The 15,490-nt window shown below is 65.1% G+C and carries 14 protein-coding genes; 3 read left to right on the top strand and 11 right to left on the bottom strand.

Annotation, left to right across the window (positions count from 1 at the left end):
- The gene (locus tag NCG91_RS03190) at positions 1–1,131 is read left to right on the top strand and encodes an aldo/keto reductase (protein WP_251348543.1); all 1,131 of its coding nucleotides are present in this window, start codon (positions 1–3) and stop codon (positions 1,129–1,131) included.
- Here the strand turns inward: NCG91_RS03190 and NCG91_RS03185 are convergent.
- Positions 1,118–1,663, bottom strand: coding sequence for an RNA 2'-phosphotransferase (locus NCG91_RS03185; protein WP_251348542.1), 546 nt, complete (start codon positions 1,661–1,663; stop codon positions 1,118–1,120). The two genes, NCG91_RS03190 and NCG91_RS03185, sit on opposite strands and share 14 nt — an antisense overlap.
- 17 nt (positions 1,664–1,680) lie before the next feature.
- A complete protein-coding gene (locus NCG91_RS03180; protein ID WP_251348541.1) occupies positions 1,681–3,759 on the bottom strand; it encodes a TonB-dependent receptor in 2,079 nt (692 codons plus the stop codon).
- A 93-nt stretch (positions 3,760–3,852) separates the two neighbouring features.
- On the opposite strand from NCG91_RS03180, the gene NCG91_RS03175 reads away from it, so the two are divergent.
- Entirely contained in the window at positions 3,853–5,076 is a 1,224-nt protein-coding gene (locus NCG91_RS03175) for a response regulator (RefSeq protein WP_251348540.1), read from the top strand.
- Here the strand turns inward: NCG91_RS03175 and NCG91_RS03170 are convergent.
- Complete coding sequence (locus NCG91_RS03170) at positions 5,058–5,441, bottom strand: immunity 22 family protein (RefSeq protein WP_099667801.1); 384 nt, start codon at positions 5,439–5,441, stop codon at positions 5,058–5,060. The genes NCG91_RS03175 and NCG91_RS03170 overlap by 19 nt on opposite strands.
- Positions 5,442–5,443: 2 nt before the next feature.
- Positions 5,444–8,137 carry a polysaccharide deacetylase family protein gene (locus tag NCG91_RS03165; RefSeq protein WP_251348539.1) on the bottom strand — a complete coding sequence of 898 codons (2,694 nt, stop codon included), beginning with the start codon at positions 8,135–8,137 and terminating at the stop codon, positions 5,444–5,446.
- Positions 8,138–8,311: 174 nt separating this feature from the next.
- Between NCG91_RS03165 and NCG91_RS27960 the strand changes: the two genes are divergently transcribed.
- The gene (locus NCG91_RS27960; RefSeq protein WP_255206395.1) at positions 8,312–8,434 is read left to right on the top strand and encodes a hypothetical protein; all 123 of its coding nucleotides are present in this window, start codon (positions 8,312–8,314) and stop codon (positions 8,432–8,434) included.
- Positions 8,435–8,453: 19 nt separating this feature from the next.
- On the opposite strand, the gene NCG91_RS03160 is transcribed toward NCG91_RS27960, so the two are convergent.
- The 7 genes from NCG91_RS03160 to NCG91_RS03130 are packed head-to-tail and all read right to left on the bottom strand — an operon-like array spanning position 8,454 to position 15,468.
- Positions 8,454–9,506: an ABC transporter substrate-binding protein gene (locus NCG91_RS03160; RefSeq protein WP_251348538.1), complete on the bottom strand. Its 1,053-nt coding sequence runs from the start codon at positions 9,504–9,506 to the stop codon at positions 8,454–8,456.
- A 48-nt stretch (positions 9,507–9,554) separates the two neighbouring features.
- Positions 9,555–10,613 (bottom strand): ABC transporter substrate-binding protein, encoded by a 1,059-nt coding sequence (locus NCG91_RS03155; RefSeq protein ID WP_251348537.1) that lies wholly within the window; start codon positions 10,611–10,613, stop codon positions 9,555–9,557.
- Between the two features lie 33 nt (positions 10,614–10,646).
- Positions 10,647–11,528, bottom strand: coding sequence for an ABC transporter ATP-binding protein (locus NCG91_RS03150; RefSeq protein WP_251348536.1), 882 nt, complete (start codon positions 11,526–11,528; stop codon positions 10,647–10,649).
- Positions 11,525–12,790, bottom strand: a complete 1,266-nt coding sequence (locus NCG91_RS03145) for an MFS transporter (protein ID WP_251348535.1) — start codon at positions 12,788–12,790, stop codon at positions 11,525–11,527. Before NCG91_RS03145 ends, NCG91_RS03150 begins: the two co-directional genes overlap by 4 nt.
- Positions 12,783–13,547, bottom strand: coding sequence for an ABC transporter permease (locus tag NCG91_RS03140; protein WP_099667795.1), 765 nt, complete (start codon positions 13,545–13,547; stop codon positions 12,783–12,785). Before NCG91_RS03140 ends, NCG91_RS03145 begins: the two co-directional genes overlap by 8 nt.
- Entirely contained in the window at positions 13,544–14,398 is an 855-nt protein-coding gene (locus NCG91_RS03135; RefSeq protein ID WP_251348534.1) for an ABC transporter permease, read from the bottom strand. The genes NCG91_RS03140 and NCG91_RS03135 overlap by 4 nt, the downstream gene beginning before the upstream one ends.
- Positions 14,395–15,468 (bottom strand): PhnD/SsuA/transferrin family substrate-binding protein, encoded by a 1,074-nt coding sequence (locus NCG91_RS03130; RefSeq protein WP_251348533.1) that lies wholly within the window; start codon positions 15,466–15,468, stop codon positions 14,395–14,397. The genes NCG91_RS03135 and NCG91_RS03130 overlap by 4 nt, the downstream gene beginning before the upstream one ends.
- Between the last annotated feature and the right edge of the window lie 22 nt (positions 15,469–15,490).

Below are 15,490 nucleotides of genomic sequence, written 5' to 3'. Positions count from 1 at the left end.
ATGACAAGCAAACACGACACGCCCACGGACCGTCGCGACTTCCTGCTGGCGGCGGGCGGCCTGGCCGCCGCACCGTTGATCGGCCAGGCGCAGGACCGGACGGTGCAGGCAACGGTGGCGAACCGCCGCAAGCTGGGCCAGCTGGAAGTATCGAGCCTGGGCCTGGGCGTGCAAAACATGAGCCGCACCTACCAGACGACGATCCCCAGCCGCCCGGAGATGCACAGGATCATCCGCACGGCGTTCGAGCGGGGCGTCACCTTGTTTGACGCGGCCGAGGCGTACGGACCGCACGAGGTGGAGCGGATACTGGGCGTAGGCGTGGCGCCGTTTCGCAACGACATCGTCATCGCCACCAAGTTCGGCTGGGACATCGACCAGCAGACGGGCCAGCGCCGTCCGGGCTTGAACAGCCGCCCCGCGCACATCAAGCTGGCCGTCGAAGGCATGCTGCAACGCCTGCGCACGGACCGCATCGACTTGCTGTACCAGCACCGGGTCGACCCGCAAGTGCCGATCGAGGACGTGGCCGGCGCCGTGCGGGACCTCATGAAAGAAGGCAAGGTGCTGCACTGGGGCTTGTCCGAGATGGGATTATCAACGCTGCGGCGCGCCCATGCCGCCCTGCCCGTTTCCGCCGTGCAAAGCGAATACTCGATGCTGTGGCGCGGGCCGGAAGATGGCGTGCTGGCCCTGTGCGAGGAACTGGGCATCGGCTTCGTGCCGTGGAGCCCGCTGGGCGTGGGCTTCCTGGCAGGCGCCATCGACGCGAAGACCCGCTTTGCCGACGGCGACATCCGCCAGCTCGAATCGCGTTTTTCACCGGAAAACCTGCCGCACAACCTGGCGCTGGTGGCCCTGGTGAATAGCTGGGCCACGCGCAAGCAGGTGACACCGGCGCAGATCGCCCTGGCCTGGCTGATGGCGCAGCGGCCGTGGATCGTGCCGATTCCCGGCACCACGCAGATGGCGCACCTGCTGGACAATATCGGTGCGGCGCACGTGCGGTTGACGTCGGGAGAAGTAGCCGAGCTGAACCAGGCTGTCGCGGCCATTCCTATCCGGGGCGCGCGCCTGCCCGACGCCGTGCTGGCCTATTCGGGCGTGGAAGCGCCCCTCAGGGAAAAGTGATGAAGGTCTGCGGCACGGCGTCAGTCAGCCACACGCCGTTGTCGGACACATAAAACACGTGGCCCTGCGCCTGCATGGCGGCCGCATCCACCGTCAGCACGACGGGCTTGCCGTGGCGCGCGCCCACGGCGACGGCCGTTTCGCGGCTGGACGACAGGTGCACGTGGTTGCGCGATCCCGGCAGCAAACCGCCGGCACGAATCGCTTCGACAAAGCGACTGGCCGTGCCGTGGTACAGCATGGCGGGCGGCGTGGCGGGCGGCAGAGCGATATCGACGGCGGCCAGGGAGTGGCCCTGGTTGGCGCGGATGCGCAAGCCGTCGGCACTGATGGCGTAGCGCGTCTTGCTGTCGCGCGCCACCACGTCCTCTAATTGTTCACGGGAAAGGCGGCGGCCATGCCGGGCCGATTGCGCCAGCAGCTGGCCGATGTCGGCCCAGCCGTTGGTATCGAGCGCGAGGCCGATTTTTTCGGGGGCGTGGCGCAATATGAGGGAAAGAAATTTACTGGTATTTACTAAATGATCGGTCATGCCCCAGTCTACCGTTATCAGAACGCATATGACAAGGTCAAACGCGCGGAGCGCGGTTCCACCGGATGGAAATGCCGGTCGTTCACCCCGTCCGCCGCCTCGCCAGGCAGGCGCGACGCATAGTAGTAATCGATATCGCTGGCGCGCTTGTTGAACAGGTTGAACACGTCGAGCGACAGCCGCGTCTTGCGGTTGAGCTGATACGCCAGGCGCGCATACGCCAGTGTAGTCGACGCGGAGCGCACGCTATTGTCCTCGATCAAGGGACGGGGGCCGAAATAGCGCAATTGAAAAGCGCCCGACCACGGGCCCTGGTCCGTCACCGTCACGCCGAACGAAGCCACCTTGTCGATGGCACCGGGGATGTGGTTGCCCGCCGGATCGTTTTGCGTATAACGCGAGCGCGAGGCGGCCAGATCCAGGTCGAACAGCAGCCAGGGCGCGGCGATGTAATGGTTGTTCCATTCGATGCCGTGGCGATGGCTGGCGCGGCTCGCTTCCGTCTCGCCCGCGTCGCCGACGAACAGCAGTTCCGACGCGATGTCGAGGCGCCACAGGGCCAGCGAACTTTGCAGTCCCGGCAGCCATTCCGTGCGCGCACCCAGTTCCACGCCTTTCGTCGGCACCAGGGGCGTCACGGGCGTGGCAGCTTGCCCGTCAGGCAGGCGCGTCTGCGTCGTGCCCCGTGCATCGTTGCTATGGAAACCCTTGCCGTAGTTCACGAAGAATTCCGTCTTGCTCCACGGACCAAGAATCAGGGACAGCTTGGGCGACACCACGTGGTCGTTCGCCGCGCCGCTGTTGCCGGCTATGCTGCTGGCCACATTGAAACGGTAGGCGTCGTAGCGCAAGCCCGCCACAGAACGCAGCCACGGCAGCCATTGCACGGTGTTTTCGCCGTACAGGCCGACGCTGGCTTCGCGCACGCTGTCTTCGCGCACCGTACTCTGCCGTACCCGATCCACCGTGTTGTACAGGCCCACGGGCGACAAGCGGTCGTAGCGGGCCTGCACGCCGACCTTGTTGCGCATGGGCAGTCCCGCCAGCTCCGTACTCCAGCTTTCGGCCGCGTTCACGCCCGCCACCGTGCGCCGCTCGCTTTGCTGGAACTGGTCGCCGGCGACCGGGTTGGCGAGGAAATAGGTGAAATCGCTGTTCAGCTCCAGTTGCGAGCGGATCAGGTAGGCATCCAGTTCGAACAGCCCCTTCTCCGTGCGCTTGCGCATGGCGTACGACAGGCTGGTGCGCGACATGTCGCCGCCGTCACTGGGCGCCAGCGAGCCGAAACGGCCGATCTGGCCCGACGCCACGGCGCGCAGCGGCACCTGGTCCGTGGCGTTCCAGCTGTTCTTGTACGCCATGCCGGTCACGCTGAAGCCGTCGTCCGGCGTGCCCTGGCTGTAGCGCAGCACGCCGCTGTATTTGCGCACGTTTTCCGGCACGTCCCAGGGACCGTTGTTGCGGTTCACTTCGAGGCCGTACAGCAAGGTGCCAGGCCCGGCAGCGGCCGAATCGGCCACGACGCCGCGCACATAGCCGTGCTGGCCGACGGATACGCTGGCCTGGCCTTGCGGCAATTTGTCGGCCAGGCGGATGCGGGCGCTGCCTGCCGAGGAAAAATCGCCTTCGCCGGCGAAATACGGCCCCTTCTTGTAATCGATGCGCTGCACCAGCTCGGGAATGAGGAAATTGAGGTCGGAATAGCCTTGCCCATGCGCATGCGTGCGCATGTTGACGGGCATGCCGTCGACGTAGGTGGCAAAATCCGTGCCATGGTCAAGGTTAAAGCCGCGCAGGAAATACTGGTTGGCCTTGCCGTCGCCGCTGTGCTGGGTGACGATCAGCCCCGGCACGAATTCCAGCAACTCGCCCGTGCGCAAGGCGGGCCGGTTGACGATCAGTTCATTGGTGATGACGCCCTGGCTGGCCGCGTCCGACGTGCCGACGGCGTTGTCATAGTGGCCCGTCACGCGCACGGTGCGCGACTCTTCGGCCCCTGCGGCGGCATCGGCCGGCCCCTGCGCCGCCACCTGGCGCCCCATGCCCAACAATGCCAGTGCACAAGCTGCCACCAGTTTGCGTTTTCTCAATAGCATCGCGTCTCCAGTTTTTATGATGTCAGTACGGGCTCCTGCTGGCTATATACGCGGCGGATGGGCGCCTGGATTCAGCCTTTTCAAGGAGCGAGCGTGAACCTGAACGACAGCACCGGCAAGGCAGGCAGTCCCCCTTCCGACGTGCGCAAGCGCGACGTGCTGCCATATATCCTGCTGTTCATCCTGCTGGCGGGGCTGCTCGCCGTGCTGGCGGGCGCCCTGTTGCCGCCCTATTACCATGCCGTGCCGGCCCTGCTGTGGAGCCTGGGCTTTTGCGTCAGCGGCATGCTGCTGGGATTCCTGTTCGGCATACCGCGCACCCTGCCCTCGGGCACCGTCAACGTGGCGCCGCACGACGAGCGCAGCAATGGCAAGGACCGCCCCACGGACGAGCCGCCGGCCGCCGGGGCCGATGCGGCGACGGGCAATGCCAGCAATACCCTGTTCCTGGGCACGCCCACGCCCATGGAAATCAATTCGAATCTGGTGGAAGTGTCGGACTGGCTGACGAAAATCATCGTCGGCGTGGGCTTGATCGAGCTCAAAAGCCTGCCCGGCAGCGCGCGCAACATGGCCGCCTTCATCGCACCGAGCCTGGACACGGACACGCCCACAGCCATGGCCGTCGTGGGCGGCATCATGCTGTTCTTTTCCGTGCATGGTTTTCTGATCGGCTACCTGCTCACGCGTATTTACCTGTCGATCATGATCAAGCGCGCCGACAGCATGGTCAAGAACGAATCCGTGCGCCTGCAAAGCGGCAAGGAAATCGAAGTGGCGGAACTGAGCCGTTTGCAGCAAAAATCGCTGGAGGACATGCAGGAAGCCGTGACGCAGCTGTTGCTGGCCCATCCGCCGTGCGAGGGCGCGGCCGTCACGGCCCTGGCCGGCATGCCGGCGGAGAAAAAACCCGCCAGCCTGGTGCTGTGGCTGGACGACCATCCGCGCAACAATACCTTGCTGGTGGAACAGCTGGAACGGGAAAACATCAAGGTGGACCAGGCGGTTTCGACGCGGCAGGCGTTGGCCATGCTGCAACAAAAGCCCTATGCGCTGCTCATCACGGACATGGCGCGGGTGGAAAACCGCCGGCGCATCAAGGATGCGGGCATACGCACGGTGCGCGAAGTGCAGCAAGCCCAGCCCGGACTGCCCATCATCGTGTATTGCAGCAAAGATACGATCGCCAGCTACGGCACGGAAGCGGAGGCGGCCGGCGCACGCTTCATCACCACCTCGGGCACCAGCCTGCTGGCCAGCGTCAACAAGCTATTGCATGAGGAACGGGGGGATGGCGCTCAATCTTCCACGCAGTAACGGTAACTGCCCACGTAATGCAGCGAACTGCGCTGCGGGTGCGCCAGCTGATTCGGCGCAAACACGCACACGCTGGCATCGGCCAGCACGCCCTGCGCCTGCGCATCCGCGCATGCCTGCGCCAGCCAGCTGTCGCCATACGACGCGCCATCGAGCAGCTGCGCCAGCGGCGCGGCCGACGCCAGCATGGCGCTCTCGAAACAGGCCGGCTCATAGGACGTGAGGCCCGTTTCCAGAAAGAATGGCGACGGCACGGCATCGCCGTCTTCCGTGTACGTGGGCGACAGATAAGCCTGCAGCGCTTCCCAGCTGGGAAAGCGCCCGTTGCAGGCAAATACGTGGACGATGGGCGCGCTGTCGGACACGCTTACAGCTTCTCCATCTTTTGCCGCACGGCCGGCGCCGTCGAAGCCGTCGGCGCCAGTTCCAGATAGGTTTTATAGGCCGCTTTCGCCTTGGCGGCATCGCCGGCCTTGGCATACGCGTCGCCCAGGTTCAGGTAGGCAATGGCGCGCGACGGGTCCATCTTGACCGTGTTTTCAAACCAGCGGGCCGCTTCGCGGTATTTTTCCTGCTTGTAGAAGACAAAGCCCAGGTTGTTCGCCGCCAGCGCAAAGTCGGGACGCAATTTCAGCGCTTCCGTAAATTGCGCTTCCGCCGCCGCATACTGTTTCTCCTTGTACAGCTGCAAGCCCCGGTCGTTGGCCCGCTGCGCCAGCTGGCGCGTGGACGTCGGCACGGCGCCCGGCGTGACGATCTTCTGTTCGCCGCCCTGCAAATCCTTCACCGTCACGCTTGCCGCTGCCGGCTTGGCGTCCAGCTTGCTGTTCAGGGCGATGGCTTCCGTCGACAGCTGCGTCGTGTTCGGGCTGAGGAATTCCGTTTCACCCGGCAATTCAAAGACGAAATCGCCCCCTTCCGAGCCGGGCAGGCTGCCGAATGCGGGCGTCTGGTTCGAGACGCTGGACACGGCCGGCGCCACGTAGGCCGCCAGTTCCGTGGCCGTGATGAGGCCGTCGCCGTTCAGGTCGCCCTTGCCCGCCAAGCCTTGCAGCAAGGTCCACGTGAACACGGAGTGGCCGTTCGGTCCGCCGTCGGCCACCAGCTGGTCGCCGCCGCCCGCCGTCAGCATTTGCCGGCCGATGCGCTTGGCGTTGTCGCGCAGGAAGGAACTGGAGCCGGCGCCGCGCGTCAGGCCCAGGCCGCTGTAGCAGGCATCCATGACGAAGAACGCGTGCTTGGCCGTCAGCGATTCCGCGATATTCTGGATTTCCGTCATCGGAATCGCATCCGTGGCGAACTGCGCCGGATCGGAATCGACGGGCACGATGTAGCCGAGGTCGCGTCCGGAACTGAGCTTGCGCGTGGCGCCATGGCCGGCGAAGAAGACGAAGATGCGGTCATTCTTTTGCACGCCGCCATGCGCCAGCTTGTCGTGGAAGGCGGCCAGGATATTGTTGCGCGTCGCTTCGCCGTTTTTCAGGGTCACGACACGTTCGGGCGCGAACGCGAATTTCTCGATCAGCGTCTCGCGGATGCCTTGCGCGTCGCGCACCGCATATTGCAATTTCGGCCACTTGGCGTAATCGTCGATGCCGATCACCACGGCCCAGGAATTGGCGTAACCGGTGGTGACGGGCACCTTTTCCGGCGCCGGGGCCGTGCTTTTCGCGACCTGGAAGCTCGTGCCATCCCAGCCCGCGAATTGATAGCCTTCGGCGATCAGCTTGTCGAGCACGGCCGGCAAGGCTTTCACCGTACGTTCATGGATGTCGTGGAACAGGACGATGCCCCGTCCCGCCTTGTCGACGGATGCCAGCACGCGATTGGTGATCGAGCTGGGCACGGGGTCGGCCCAGTCCAGCGAATCGATATTCCACATCACGGATTTCAAGTGCGCATCGGCCAGCGCGGCCATGCCTTCGCTGTTGCGCGCGCCATACGGAAAGCGGAACAGCGCGGCCCGCTCGGGGCTGATGGCCTTCAACAGCGTATCGGTGCCGAGGATTTCGCCTTTCAGCTTGTCGCCCGTCTGTTTCGACAATTGTGCGTGGCTGAAACTGTGGTTGCCCACGGCATAGCCCTCTTTCATCAGCTTGCGGCTCACTTCCGCGCCCGCGCCCAGCTTGGCGTGGCCTTCCGCGTCCAGACTGCCCAGGTTACGGCCCACGTTGAAGAACACGGCCGGCACGCCATACTGTTTCAGGATGGCGCTGATTTCTTCCGTGTAGCGGCGGTGCGGGCCGTCGTCAAAGGTCAGCACGATGGTTTTCTTCGGCAAGCCGAGGCCGAATATTTCCGCTTCGTCCTTCTTGGGTGCGGGCTTGGCTTCGGGCACGGAGCCAGCCGGCGGTGTTGCATAGGGCACGACGATGCCGTTTTCCTTGAGAATCTGTTCGCGGCTGTAGAGTTTCTTCAGCTGCGCCACGTAATCGTCCCACCGTTCACGCTTGAGTTCGATGGCGCGCTGGCCCAGGTTGCCGAAGATTTGCCGGATTTCCTTCTCGTAATTGCGCTCGATCTCGCCCAGCGCGTCGAGGTCTTCGGAAATGCGCTTGTGCAGCTTGATCGCCGGCAAGGACGAATCCTTGGCCACGTCGGCCAGCATGCTTTGCAGCAGTTCGCGGAAGGCCAGGCGGTCCGCGTCGTACAGGCCAGGATCGGATTCGATATAGGTCAATAAACTGTCGAGCGCCTCGAAGCGGCCCGGATTGGTGGGCGCCGTCAGTTGGTCGAGCGCCGCATCGAGCCTGGCGATGCGCTCCTGGTTTTCATGGAACAGCGCCTGCCCCACTTTGCGGGCTTCATCGCGCGCCCCTTCGGGCAGACTCTGCTCGTCGGCCAGCAGCACGATAATCTTGCGGAAATTGCCCAGCAAGTCGCGGAATTGGGCGGCCACGGCGGCCGTGTCGACGCTCGATTGGGGTGCGGCGGCCGGATTGCCCGCGGCGGGAGCGCCCGGCATGGCGGTGGCGGCGGGACGGGTGTACGTATAAATGCCGGCCCCAGCGGCGAGTGCCACGACAACGGTGGCGGCGATCTTGATCGGCTTGGAAGTCACAGGCTTGTCATTCCCTTCACATACTATGCATAGCATTCAGATGGCGCGGATGCGCAAGATGCATAATTGTAAAGCACGCCTGGCACAAGCTCAGCCCGCACACATGAATTTCGGCAATAATATGGCTGTAAATATGACAACCAAGCTCCATCGAGCATAAAAACGGAAAAGACGATGCACAAGAAACTCTGCGCAGCCGCGCTGATGCTGGGCGTGGCCCTGATGCTGCTGCAACTGCGCGCACATGCGGGCGACGACGTGATCAACGTGGCGGGACGCGTATGCCTGCCCCATTGAGCCGCGTCCCGCGCTGACGCTACACCTTGGCCGGTTCCCAGTAATTGGCCAGCCCCAGCTTTTTCAAGCCGGCCGCGACGAAACGCGGCTCCAGCAATTCTTCCGCCGTCAACGGTTGCCGGATCAGCTTTTGTTCCTGCGCAAACGCCAGCACCCGGCGGTAATGGCGGTACACGGCGTCGTCATACAGGGGCGACCAGCGCTCCTTCCACTGCAAGCCCGGATCATCGTAGCTGCGCCGCACCACGCTGTCGGGCGTGCCGTTGCGCGTGCCATCCTTGATGACGGCTTCGCGGTTGCCGTCGAGCGCCGCCCAGTGCTGGGCCCGCAGCCAGGCCGTGGCCACCAGTTCCGAGATGTCGGGATGGGCTTGCGTAAAATCGCGCCGCGCCCACAGTTCCGCGCGCATTTTACGCTCGGGTAAGCCCTTGCTGGACCAGATGATGCGGCCGATGCCCTTGTCTTCCAGCGGATAGCCATTGATCATGAACAAGGCGTCGACGGCGCCCGTGGCCAGCGCGGCCGTGCCCGGTTTGAGGTCCATATTAATCAGGCGGAAATCCGTGGGCGACATGCGCTGGTCGGCGATCAGCTGGCGCAAGCCCAGTTCCCACGGCCGGCCCCGGTGCACGCTGATGCGCTTGCCTTTCAGGTCGGCCAGGGACGTGGCGCGCGAACCGGTGGGCACGAGCAGGAACTGGTCCGTGCCCCGCCCCGCCGGCACGATCACCTGCGTGCGCACGCCGCCCGCGTTGAGTATGACGGACGGCAAGTCGCCATACGCGGCCATGTCGATGCGTCCGCTGGCGAACGCTTCATTCATCGTGGCGCCCGTGTCGCCCGTGACGGGCAGCCATTCCAGCCGCACGCCCCGCTGCTTCAGTTCGCGCGCCAGCCAGCCTTCCTGCTGCACCCGGTAAGCGATGCCGCCCAGCTCCGCCTTGCCGTTTTCCTCAAAGCCCGTCGAGGCGATGCGCAGGGCCGCCGGCGGCACCCCCGCCTTCGCCGCCGACACTGCCTGTCCCGCCAGGGGCAGCAGCGCCAGCCCGCCCATCACCGTGCGTCGCCGCATCGCATTCTCCTCATCATCAAGCATGGCCACTGTTGACGTACTTCCCGCTCAAGCCGCCCGGCGCGCGTGCGCCAGCGCCGCTTCGAAAGGACGGGGGTCGATCCACGCGCGCACGTCGACCTTGCTGGGCAGGAAGTTCCAGCGGAACAGGAAATCGCTGAAATCCTGCAAGCCCGCGATCGACGTTTCCGCCAGGTCCGTGTCCAGGCGCAGATGCGCATCCTTGCCGTAGGCCACCTGCACCCAGTGCTCGCTGGCATTCGATTCGCGCGCCAGGAAACGGCGCGTCTCGTCCGCATGGCCGCGCGCCCACGCTTCTGCCCGCAGCACCTGGTCGACCAGGGTGACGGCGGAAGCAAAATGGTTGTCCAGCAAGTGCGCATCCACGCTCAGGGTGCGCGGCGTGCCGTTGTTGGCGCGGATCAAGGGTTCCGGGTGGCTGCCCGTGTCGATCACCGTATGCAAGCCGAACTGCTGCGCCAGCTGGGCGGCCGACGCGCCTTTCAGGAAGATGGCGTCCACCTCGCCCCGCAAGAGGCCCAGCAATTCAGGGCTTTGCCCGCCGCGCCGCGCGCCGCTGAACAGATTCGTTGCCGCGCCCTTTTCCGGCGGCGCCTCGCTCTGGCCTGTGTTGACCACATAATCGACCAGTTCCACGTCCGCCACGGCCAGCCCTTCCAGGCTCAGCGCATTTTCCAGCCCCCGCAAGGCTTGCGCGCGCGCAAAGTCGATCTGCGCCCTGGCCCACAGGGGCAAGCCGAAACGCCGGCCCTTCAAGTCGCGCACCGTCTGGATGCCGCTGCCGGGCAAGGTCAATATCAGCTGCGTCTCGTCCGACCACGACAGGCCGATCACGCGCGTCTCGCGTCCCGCCGCGCGGGCCCACAGGGCGGGGATATTGCCGCCGTGGCGCACGGAATTTTGCAGGGTATGGTCGAAATGCGATTCGCGCACGGCTTCCTGGTCCGATTCGCGCAGCGAGCGCAAGCTGGTGCCGTCGGCGCGCAAGGCTTCTTCCAGCCAGCCTTGCTGCAGGGCTATCCCCAGGCCCGTGGGGACGGGGCAGCGCGTGTACCACAGGGTGTCGAGTGCGTTGCTATTGCTCATCTTGTATCTCCAGGTTGATAGATATCAAAAAAACTACAGCGCCATCCTGCGCGCCCATTCATTGCCATCCCACAAGCTGCTGGGGTGTTCTTCCCGCGCCACGGGCGCGTGCGATTCGTCGAGGTCGCTGAAATCCGCATGCAAGCCGTCGCGGATGGCGACAAAGCCGGCCGAACCCCGCTGGCGCGGATGGGCCAGCGGCACGTCCTGCACGCGGCGCACCTTGCCGGGACGCGCGTCGAGCACGACGATGCGGTCGGCCAGGTAGACGGCTTCATCGATGTCATGCGTGACCATCACCATGGTGATGCCCTCGTCCTGCCACAGGCGGCGCAATTCCTGCTGCAAACGCAAGCGGGTCAGCGCGTCGAGCGCGCCCAGCGGTTCGTCCAGCAGCAGCACGTCGGGCCGTCCCACGAGGGCGCGGGCAATCGCCGCACGCTGTGACATGCCTCCAGACAACTGATGCGGATACGCATCCGCATAGCCATCGAGGCCCACGCGCGTGATTTCCGCCGCCACGCGGGCTTCGCGCTCGGCCAGCGGCACCTTGGTATTGCTGAAAGCCACGGCCACGTTTTGCTGCACCGTCAGCCAGGGAAACAGGCGGTGATCCTGGAACACGAGGCCCCGGCGCAGATCCGTGCCACGGATGGGCGCGCCATCGTGCAGCAGCAAGCCCGTGTAATCCGTGTCCAGGCCCGCCAAGAGGCGCAGCAGGGTTGATTTACCGCAACCGGACGCGCCCACGATGGCGACGAATTCGCCCGGCGCGATGGTCAGCGAAATATCGTCGAGCACGGGCAGCGGCGCGCCTTTCAGGGAAAACGACTTGCTCACGTGCTGCACTTGCAAGCCGCCGCTCAGGTGCTGCTGTTGCGGCGACAAGGTCGATGGGGAAACAAAATCATTCATGGCGCACTCTCTGCGGTGGGGGCAAGGGAAGGAATGGCGGCGGGCGGCGAGCGGCGCAGCCAGCGGCTGCCGTGGAAAACCAGCCAGGCGGCCAGCCAGGGAAATAGCCAGATCAGGAACACATTGCGCAAGCCCGTCAGGTCGGCCAGGCGACCCGCCGCCAGCGCGCCGGCCGTGCCGCCCACCATGCCGAACAGGGTCAGATGGGCGGAAACGCGGGCCTTGTCGACGGGCGCGCGGGCGATATTGTCCGTATTGACGAGGTTATTCACGCCCAGTCCCAGTCCCAGCAGCACGGAGGCGCCCAGGTAGGCGATGCTGGAAGGCCACAGGCCCAGGATCAGCAAGGCCGCCATGATGGCCAGGTGGGCGCCGCCATACAGTTGCTCGCGGTAGCGGCTGGCTAGCACGAAGCGCCCCAGGAACAGCAGCACGAGCACGCAGCTGAGTCCCTGCACGGCCATCAGCCAGACGGAGTGGTGCGCAGGCCAGTGCAGCACGCGGATGGCCAGCAAGATGGAAAACACGCCCACGCTGGACGCCGTGAAGCTGGCGAGGATTTCAAACAGATAAGTCACGCGCACGATGGGCAGACGCAGCAGTTCGCGCAGGCTGGCCGCGCTTGGCAGCGTGGAGTGGCCCGCCTGCTTGCGCGGCGCCGTATTGTCAGGCAACACTTGCCAGCCCAGCACGGCCAGGATGGCGAACATCAGGGCAGAGATCAAAAAGCCCGCCTTCAGCCCCAGTTGCGCGATCAGGTAATTGCCGCACAGGGGTCCCAGGAACTGCATGCCGAGTATCAACGTCCCCTTGTACCAGCCCGCCTTGCCCTGCCCCAGTTCCGGCAAGCGCACGAGAAACACGGTGCTCATGGCCACGATGCGCAGCGAAATGCACAAGCCCACCAAAAACATCAGCAAGGCCACCCATTGCCAGCCGGGCAGCCACGGCAGCACGCAAAAGGCCAGCGCCAGGCTCAGGCTGACACCCGCGTACAGATGCTTCGGATTGCCGCGCGACAAGATGTAGCCGGCCGGAATGGTGCCCAGCGCCATGGCCAGGGTTTCCGCGCTGCTGATCGCGGCCAGCTGGAAATTGCTCACGTGCAAATGCAAGCCCAGCAAGGTGGCCAGCACCTTGTTCATGCCGATGGTCACGCCCGACAGCAAAGTCAGGCCGATAAAGCGCAGCAAGAAGGCGCGCAGCTCCCCTTCGCGGGCGCTGACGGCCGCGTCCGGTTGGAATGGCAGGGATTCACTCACTGCTGCGCCCCTTCACCAGCAGGCGCGCCAGGCGCGCAAACGCCACGTTCATCGCTTGCGCCAGCAAGGCGATCACGAGCACGGCCAGCAAGACGACATCCATGCGGCCCGACACTTCGCCATTGAGCAACAATGAACCCATGCCGGGACCGGCCGAAAACAGCAGTTCGCCGCCCAGGCAAGCGAGCCAGGCAAACGCCAGCGCATGCGTGACACCCGTGACGATGGCCGGCATGGCGCCCGGCAACAAGATCTGGCGCAAGGTCTGCCAGCGCGTCAGGGTCAGCACCTGCCCCACTTCGCGCAATCTCCCTTCCACCTGGCGCATGCCCGCATAGGTGTTGAGCACGGTGGGATAGAAGGCGGCGATGGCGATCACCAGCAGCTTGGCGCCGTCGCCATTGCCCACCCACAAGCCCAGCAAGGGAATCAGGCCCAGCAACGGTACTTGCCGGATGCTGTGGAACAGGGGGCCGATCAATCGGTCCGCCAGCGGCGACTGCGCCATCAGCGCGCCCGTGACGATGCCGGCGCTGCCGCCCAGCAACAAGCCGGACAGGGTACGGCCCAGGCTGGCGCGCAGGTGCACCCACAGCTCGCCCGTGACGAGCAAGTCGCGCAAGCTGTGCGCCAGGTCGCCCAGGGAGACAAAGATGTAGGCCGCCGCCGCGCCCTGGCCGGACGCCCATTGCCAGGCGCCCAGCAAGGCCAGCGGCAGCAGCGCGCCCTTGATGATCTGGATCAAACGTTGTTTCATGTGGCGCCCCCCTTACCATCGCCACTACGTTTCCAGCGCATCAACCGTGCTTCCAGCGCGTGGCAAGCCCGGTCCAGGCCGAAGCCGATCACGCCCGTCAGCACCACGCCCACCATCACCACGTCGAGGCGGAACATTTGCCGGCCCATTTCCATCATCTGGCCCAAGCCGCTGTCCGCAGCCAGCAATTCCGCACCCACCAGCACCATCCACGAGCGCGACAGGGCGATGCGCATGCCCGTCAGCGCGGCCGGCACGATGGCCGGCAGGACGATCAGGCGGATGCGCTGCCAGCGCGAGAAGCAATACACTTGCGCCACCTCAAAGTAGCGCAGCGACAGGTTGCGGATGGCGTCATGCACGGCCAGCGCGACGATGAAGAAACTGGCCTTGGCCACGATAAACACTTTAAAACTCTCGCCTATGCCGAACAGCAAGATAAACAAGGGGATCAAGGCGACGGTCGGCAACTGGCGCAAGACATTGAAGGTGGGGTCGACATAGGCGCGCAAGCCAGGGGACAGCCCCAGCACGACGCCAAAGGCCAGGCCGCCGCTGGCGCCCAGGCCGAAACCGGCCAGCAGACGGAACAGGCTGATGCCCAGGTGCTGGCCAAGTTCGCCGCTCTCGGCCAGGTCGCGCGCCGTCAGCAGTACTTGCCATGGCGACATCAAAATATGCGCAGGCATCCACTCGAAGGTGGTGGCGGCCGTCCATAGCAGCAGCAAGGCCAGCGGCGACGCCCACACGGACCAGGGTGAACGGATAAAGCGCTGCAGCAAGGGGACTGAGGCTGCACGCGCTGGCGCGGGGGGGCGCGGCAAGGCGATGGCGCGGGCGATCGAAGTCATGGCGCCCAGTACGTTTGCAGTTTCAGCTGCGCCAGCGCCGTGTTGACGAACTGGGGCGCGAACAGGCTGTCGACTTGCAGGGGCCGCCCGATCAGGCCCGCGCTCTTCGCATATGCCGCCTCGCCCACGTAATGCTGGCGCAGGCTGGCCGTAAACAGGGGCGACCAGCGCGCCTGCCACGGCGTGTGGTCGCCCGCCAGTTCGCGCCGCACCACGCTTTCCACCTGGCCCGCGGCCGCCTCGGTGCGCACATACTCTTCTTCGCCGCCGGCGCCGGCGGCCCGGTGGTGTTCGCGCACATAGGCCGTCACCACCAGCTGGGCCAGCTGCGGCCAGCGTTGCAGGAAGCCGCTGTCGGCCCACAGTTCGGCGCGCATCTTCCAGTCCTGCGGCGGCGCCTTGCTCGCCCAGATGATCTTGCCCACCTTTTTATCTTCCAGCAAGAAGGCGTCGCTGAGGGTAAAGAAGGCGTCCGCGCCGCCCGTCGCCACGGCCGCCGCGCCCGCCTGCGGATTGAGGTTGAGAATCTTGACATCGCGCAAGGTCATCCCATTCGCTTCCAGCAGGCGGGCAAATGGGTATTCCCATGGCCGCCCCCGGTGCAGGGCGATCTTCTTGCCCTTCAAATCCTTGATCGAACGGGCCGTGGAACCGTTCGGCACCACCAGATAGGTGTTGTTGGCGCTGCCGCCGGGCAGGATCAGCCGCGTCTGCAAGCCCGAGGCATTGGCGATAATCGACGGCAAGTCGCCATACTGGGCCAGATCGATCGAATGGTTGGCAAACGCTTCGTTGACCTGCGTCGCCACGGAATTGGTGGTGACGGGCACCCATTCCAGCTTCACGCCCAGCTTGCCCAGTTCGGCCGACAGCCAGCCTGTTGACGCCACTTGGGCGGCGGAACCGGCAAACACGGTCTTGCCGGACGGCGCCGTGCGGGCCACGACGGCGATGCGCACGGCGGCCGGCAGCGGCTCGGCCGCCACAGCGATGGCTGGCGCCAGCAGGCTGGCCGCCACGATGGCGGCAGACAGCTTGCGCCAGCTCAAACGTAAGAATTTCAATGACATTGCGGGCCTGTTCGTGAAAGGG

The sequence above is a fragment of the Janthinobacterium kumbetense genome (assembly GCF_023703445.1).
Classification (GTDB): Bacteria; Pseudomonadota; Gammaproteobacteria; order Burkholderiales; family Burkholderiaceae_D; genus Janthinobacterium; species Janthinobacterium kumbetense.
This window is presented reverse-complemented; position numbering and strand designations above follow the sequence as displayed.

Bases quoted from the DNA above. Each gene is read 5' to 3' on its own strand.
- NCG91_RS03140 (WP_099667795.1), bottom strand. From the start codon at position 13,547: ATGAAACAACGTTTGATCCAGATCATCAAGGGCGCGCTGCTGCCGCTG.
- NCG91_RS03130 (WP_251348533.1), bottom strand. From the start codon at position 15,468: ATGTCATTGAAATTCTTACGTTTGAGCTGGCGCAAGCTGTCTGCCGCC.
- NCG91_RS03180 (WP_251348541.1), bottom strand. From the start codon at position 3,759: ATGCTATTGAGAAAACGCAAACTGGTGGCAGCTTGTGCACTGGCATTG.
- NCG91_RS03190 (WP_251348543.1), top strand. From the start codon at position 1: ATGACAAGCAAACACGACACGCCCACGGACCGTCGCGACTTCCTGCTG.
- NCG91_RS03150 (WP_251348536.1), bottom strand. From the start codon at position 11,528: ATGAATGATTTTGTTTCCCCATCGACCTTGTCGCCGCAACAGCAGCAC.
- NCG91_RS03155 (WP_251348537.1), bottom strand. From the start codon at position 10,613: ATGAGCAATAGCAACGCACTCGACACCCTGTGGTACACGCGCTGCCCC.
- NCG91_RS03135 (WP_251348534.1), bottom strand. From the start codon at position 14,398: ATGACTTCGATCGCCCGCGCCATCGCCTTGCCGCGCCCCCCCGCGCCA.
- NCG91_RS27960 (WP_255206395.1), top strand. From the start codon at position 8,312: ATGCACAAGAAACTCTGCGCAGCCGCGCTGATGCTGGGCGTGGCCCTG.
- NCG91_RS03160 (WP_251348538.1), bottom strand. From the start codon at position 9,506: ATGCGGCGACGCACGGTGATGGGCGGGCTGGCGCTGCTGCCCCTGGCG.
- NCG91_RS03185 (WP_251348542.1), bottom strand. From the start codon at position 1,663: ATGACCGATCATTTAGTAAATACCAGTAAATTTCTTTCCCTCATATTG.